Source organism: Hoeflea sp. (assembly GCF_039975035.1).
Classification (GTDB): Bacteria; Pseudomonadota; Alphaproteobacteria; order Rhizobiales; family Rhizobiaceae; genus Hoeflea.
Genome location: NZ_JBDWHW010000214.1, coordinates 1 through 5,321, shown reverse-complemented (window position 1 = coordinate 5,321; position 5,321 = coordinate 1). Strand labels below are relative to the sequence as shown.

The window sequence follows — 5,321 nt, the reverse complement described above, 5'->3', positions numbered from 1 at the left end:
CGACCTTCGCCTTGAACTCAGGCGCGTGCTGTTTGCGTTTCGACATCTCTGATCTCCTTTTCGTCGAAGACCAGCAGACTGCAAATCGTAGCTTATGTCAGTGTCCAAATTGCGGGGGGTAGCTCAAAAATCCTTCACCTGATCGTCGTCAGCGCTTATGGCACAGACTTCAGGTTGTGAATTAAGAGGGGTCGGCCTCTCGACATTTGCGAAGTAAAGCAAATGAATGCGAAGCAGACTGGTGTCAAACGGTCGACCGAACACGTGGTCAGGACATCCGCCGCACAATCCGGCAGAATTTTTGGCAGCAGACATCATCGCTGAGTTGTGCCGCAAGGAGGGAAGCGCCCAAATCCAGTATTTCATCCGGTCGAACGAAGTTCTGGACGTAGGCTTGCGGGCGAACTCATCATATGAAAGCTACATCATGTAATTTCGTGCACTGAGCGTCCGTACCTTGCCGCCCTTATCTGAAGCGATATCGAACCTGATCTTTTCAAGCCTCATAATAGCTTCAAAAATGGCAAGACGAGCGCCGGGATTATTCATTCGCCGTGCATCGTCAGTCATGAGTTCGAGAGCCCGATCAAACCAGCTTCGATAACCATGTCCGAATGCTTCGGGGTCTGTCAGATTGCTGACACCGAAGCAGGTCTGGAGATCACTTCGGAGAATGTATTCAGCTTTCTCGACTATGCGCAATGCAGGACTGCGATCCATCTTGAGCCGCATCAGCTCGATCGCAGAGGTCTTGGCGGCGACGTTGAGGGCCCAATGATCAATTGGGGAGCCGTAAGAGGATTGGCGTAGCGTTCGGTGGCATACTGAACATCCCGAAGCGCCAAGCAGTATCCCCGGAAGAACGGTCGTATGGACGTCATGAGCCACCTGCTGTATTTCTCGGTCATGCGGCGCGGTAAGAGATCGCACCCGCCACAGCACAAGCATTTGCGTGGCAATGCGTCGTCTTTACGTCCAGCCTCCGCTGTCAGGGCAAATGCAGGTGAAGTCATATTATATCCGGATGGTGATCGATCAAAATTGTGGAACCGTTACCGCCGCAGCATCTCGCCCAGCTTCTCCGCGATATCCCGCTCGCTGGTAAGCGTACCCGCCCTCATCTGGCCAAGGACGTCTTGGAGGACACGCATCATGTGCTCGACCCGCGGACCGGCTTCGCTCCAGGGCGGCAGGATCGCGCCTCGGGGCAAGGGCTGGCCAATCGCGGCCCATGCCATGCGCGTTGTCTTGAGCAATTCGCGCTTGGTCAGCCGCTGGTAACGCATGGTCTCGAACAAAAATCCGGTGACCGTTAGCTGGAACCGCTGTGGCAGGTTGTCATTAAGCAAGGTCGCGAAGACCTGTGAGGTGCTACCCGCGGTTTCTACAGCTGGCACATCGGACTCTCCCAATCGCGGAGCGTCAGACAGACGCTCCTCGAGCACCGACTGCAGCAGGAAGATATTGCGCATGGTGACGCGGCGGCGGATGGGTTTCAAATCCTCCTCATCCATCGGACCCGTCATGGTCCAGCCGTCCTCTTCATCGATGACAAGGTCGTCGGGATGGGGAACAACCCAGACCGGGTCAGCGCCTTCAAGGACAGCCTGGTCGAGGCGTTGTTGCAGCCGCTGCTTGATCCGCTCGCCCTCTGCCACTTTTTCGCGGATCAGCGCCTGATTGAGAGCCTGCGCGTCATTGAGGTTTCGCAGGACGTGGCCGAGCGCATGCGGCGAACCATTGGTTGCGACCTGGAATAATCTGCGGATGACGGCTTCGGAAAGCGTGGCTTCCTGGGAGCGACCGTCGCTGCGCAGCGTGATCGTGCGGTTGGCCTCTTTGAGAAGAGACTTTTCGAACTGCGTCAGTTCCCGGTTCTCACCATTCTTTCCGGTGGTGGGTCGGTTGCCTCTTTTTCTGGCCATTAGAGTTCTCCTTCGCCCGCGTTGACCGATGAACGGCAAAAGCCCGACAACTCAGAGGCGCCGATCTCTGTGGAAGCGCACAGGTCAGAGCCATTACCGCTATCCTGGGCGTCCATCCGTTTGATCGCCACTTTCGCAAACGTGGCACCGGTTTCCGCCAGCCGCGCCGGCTCCCCGGTGATGCGTTCAAAGCGGCTTATGATGGTGTCGCAGTAGAGTGGATCGATCTCGATCAGACGGGCGACACGGCCGCACTGGTCAGCGGCGATCAGAGTGGACCCGGATCCACCAAAGACGTCGAGCACGACATCGCCCCGCTTCGAGCAGTCGCGGATCGCATCGGCAATCAATGCCACCGGCTTGACCGTCGGATGCATCGCCAGCTCTTCATCCCGGGTGGCTCCAAGAGAACTGATGCCGGGATAATCCCAGACATTGGTGCGGTGGCGTCCGGTATCTCCCAGGCCAAAATTGTTGATGTGTTGCGCGCTGCCTTTCTTGAACACGAACACCAGTTCGTGCTTGGAGCGATAGAACGATCCCATGCCGCCATTGGTCTTGTTCCAGACGCAAAGGTTCTTCAGTTCATCAAAGACCGCATGTCCGGCCTCAAGTAGTTCACGCATATGGCGCCAATCCATGCAGACATAGGCGATCGCGCCATCTTTGAGTTGAGCGGATGCTGCACCCAGGGATTCCTTCAGGAAAGCCGTAAACGAAGTTTCGTCCATCTCGCCCGACGCCAGTGCAAACTCGCGGTGCTTGATCCTTCCCAATCCACTGACATGGCCATCAATGGCTATATTGTAAGGCGGATCGGTAAACAATAGCGCTGCGGGCTTTCCATCACACAGGCGTGCAACATCTTCGGTTGATCGGGCATCGCCGCAGAGAAGTCGGTGCGGCCCGAGATACCAGAGGTCTCCTGCCCGCGTCACCGCGGTACCTGATCCCACCGGCTCGATTGCATCGAGCGAACGATCGGATTCGGTGGTGCCGCTGATCTCTCCACCGATGGTCAGGTCAATCTCGGTGGTGGAGAAGCCGAGATCCTCGATATCAAAATCCAGATCCATGAGGCCCTGCATTTCAATCGCCAGCACATCCCGGTCCCAACCGGCATTCTCGGCCAACTTGTTGTCCGCCAGGATATAGGCGCGTACTTCATCTCGCGACAAATGCGAGAGCTTGCGCACAGGCACCTCTGCCGTCCCGATCAGCTTTGCGGCTTCGACGCGGCCATGACCGGCGATGATCGTATTGTCATCTGCAATCAGAACCGGGTTGCAGAAACCAAAGCGCCTTATGCTTTCAGCGATCTGTCTGATCTGTTTCTTCGAATGGGTTCGGGCATTGTTGGCATAAGGTACAAGACTGTCGATCGGGCATGTTTGTTCAAGGCATGAGTCATCGCTTGGCGGATGCATCTGCATTCTCCATTTTCTCAGCCACACGGCGGATGAGGTGTTTATGGTTTTGGCTACTCGGGAACTGAGTGAACAATACCGGAACGCGACCGGTCATCGCAACGGGGTGGTATGCAGTACGCAAAACTGTTTCGATTACGCAGAGCACCAAACAGTCCTGCAGATCAAACGGCCGCCTACGGACTTTGAAGCCGGTTCAAATTTGATTTGTTTCGAAATGGAGAGTTTCGACGCAAACCAAATCAAGAAGAATTGAAATAGTATTCCAATATATGACGTTTTCAAGTCTGATTTTAGAATGAAACGATTTCGTGTTCTTCGCACAAACTGGACCCAATTCACACGTTCTTATGTCGCGCGGATTTGATCCCGTTCCCGGACTGATCGTTTGCCAACACCTGATCCCACCTGGTCGCTGACCGTAGAGGCGACGTCTCGATTAAAAATGCAGATAAGTGCGAATTCGTGGATGGGGCCCACTACCAACTGACAATTCGAAATCACCAAACTGCAATCCGCGCCAAACCCACCCGCGTAACGCCATGGCGTTCCCGGGAACAGACGCACCAATCCCGCCCAACGACAATGCGATCCCACCTAACTGCAATCCGATCCCACGTAACGACAATCGGATCCCACCTAACGACAATGTCATCCCGCATAACTGCAAGGAGTTCGCCGTGATTTCCCGTTCAACAGCACACAAACCGCAAAAATTGACGGCTAAATTCCGAACCAAGATACCGAGGCCGATCGACGGGTTTCCTGCCAAGCCATTGAATTATCGGCTATTTCAACGACCCGACATGATCCTGCGCCGCGGAAACTCTCCAGTTTCGGCACATGACACCAGAGACTGGTTCGCCAAAGAAAAAATGCACAGCCAATCTCCCTCTTCAAGCTCTGAACAAGATTGATTTTCCACCGTTTTTTCGTTAGCTAGGGATACGTTTTGCCGTCTGGTGGACAGTACTGTCTTACACGAGTGTCCACCACGCGTGTCTGACATTGGTGCCCAGCAGACGGAAAAGTTGGCGAATCCGTCACCTCCAAACGGAGGTTGGCATGAGTGTACAATATGTGTTCCGGCGTGGAGCGGTCTATTGGTGGAGGCGGCGACTGCCGGTCCAGCCTCGGACCGGTTGCCGTTTGGGTATTGAAGTCAGCCTGCGGACAACGTCGCTGAACATTGCCCGTTCGATCGCCGCCGAGGTCACAAGGGCCAGCGAGCACCTAATCCACGGGATAAGACAATCCATGATCTCTGCTGATGACGCCCGCCGCATCCTGACCAAAGTGGCTATCACCCATAGTGCCAAGCTTGACCGTGTCGCGGCCGCTGAGCTGGCCTATGGCGAGAGCGCTGCGAGTGGGCGGACTTCGGACATTGTGACCGGCTGGGCATACCGTCTCTTCGCGGCCCAAGGCATCGATGCTGCGGTGGGCGAGATCGAGCACAAGGAAATGCTGGCCGCAGGACTTGAAACGCAGACGATCACGCTGGTAGCCCAGACGATTTCGAGCCTACGGGATATCGGAGCCATGCCGCCAAACCGCAACCGGATTGCGGGGCTGATGGCCGAGTTCAGCATTCCTGAAACAAGGGTCAATGTGCAGCAGGCCGAGCAGCTCTATCTTCGGGGAATGGCTGCAGCACTTCTCGACGCCGATCGCCGCTGGACCGGCCTTCGTCATGACGATGACCTGCTTCTCCAGTCGGGACTGCTGGAAGAAGCACGAAGGCCGATCGCTCAATCGGTTCCGGTTGATGTCGATACTGGATCGGCCTCCCCTGCTCCCGCCGCACCAATCAGCATTCCAGTGCCCGTAGCCGCGATGGATCAGCGCGCTTGGCCAGGTGGTCATAGAAAGTGGCAGGGGCAATCGGCAGCACACGGCAGATTGGCTCGACCCCATGATCAGCACGGTGATCCTCAATAAAGCGGATCATCGTTTGAACGGGCGGTCG

The 5,321-nt window shown here is 55.9% G+C and carries 3 protein-coding genes, 2 pseudogenes and 1 other annotated feature; of the genes and pseudogenes, 1 reads left to right on the top strand and 4 read right to left on the bottom strand.

Annotation, left to right across the window (positions count from 1 at the left end; translation table 11 throughout):
- Positions 1-420: 420 nt before the first annotated feature.
- From ABJN75_RS18960 to ABJN75_RS18950, 3 genes are all read right to left on the bottom strand, one after another.
- Positions 421-948 carry a hypothetical protein gene (locus ABJN75_RS18960; protein ID WP_348441158.1) on the bottom strand — a complete coding sequence of 176 codons (528 nt, stop codon included), beginning with the start codon at positions 946-948 and terminating at the stop codon, positions 421-423.
- 104 nt (positions 949-1,052) lie between these two features.
- Entirely contained in the window at positions 1,053-1,925 is an 873-nt protein-coding gene (locus tag ABJN75_RS18955; protein ID WP_348441157.1) for a DUF5681 domain-containing protein, read from the bottom strand.
- Positions 1,925-3,352: a DNA methyltransferase gene (locus ABJN75_RS18950; protein ID WP_348441156.1), complete on the bottom strand. Its 1,428-nt coding sequence runs from the start codon at positions 3,350-3,352 to the stop codon at positions 1,925-1,927. The genes ABJN75_RS18955 and ABJN75_RS18950 overlap by 1 nt, the downstream gene beginning before the upstream one ends.
- Before the next feature lie 1,065 nt (positions 3,353-4,417).
- Here ABJN75_RS18950 and ABJN75_RS18945 point away from each other — a divergent pair.
- Positions 4,418-4,591: pseudogene (locus tag ABJN75_RS18945) on the top strand (DUF6538 domain-containing protein); the annotation flags it as partial.
- A 592-nt stretch (positions 4,592-5,183) separates the two neighbouring features.
- On the opposite strand, the pseudogene ABJN75_RS18940 reads toward ABJN75_RS18945, so the two are convergent.
- A pseudogene (locus tag ABJN75_RS18940) lies at positions 5,184-5,321 on the bottom strand (IS3 family transposase); the annotation flags it as partial.
- Positions 5,229-5,321: a sequence feature (AL1L pseudoknot), on the bottom strand. This feature is flagged as partial in the annotation. Its footprint overlaps the pseudogene before it by 93 nt.

Coding starts and splice junctions, on each gene's coding strand:
- ABJN75_RS18960 (WP_348441158.1), bottom strand. CDS start 948: ATGCTTGTGCTGTGGCGGGTGCGATCTCTTACCGCGCCGCATGACCGA.
- ABJN75_RS18955 (WP_348441157.1), bottom strand. CDS start 1,925: ATGGCCAGAAAAAGAGGCAACCGACCCACCACCGGAAAGAATGGTGAG.
- ABJN75_RS18950 (WP_348441156.1), bottom strand. CDS start 3,352: ATGCATCCGCCAAGCGATGACTCATGCCTTGAACAAACATGCCCGATC.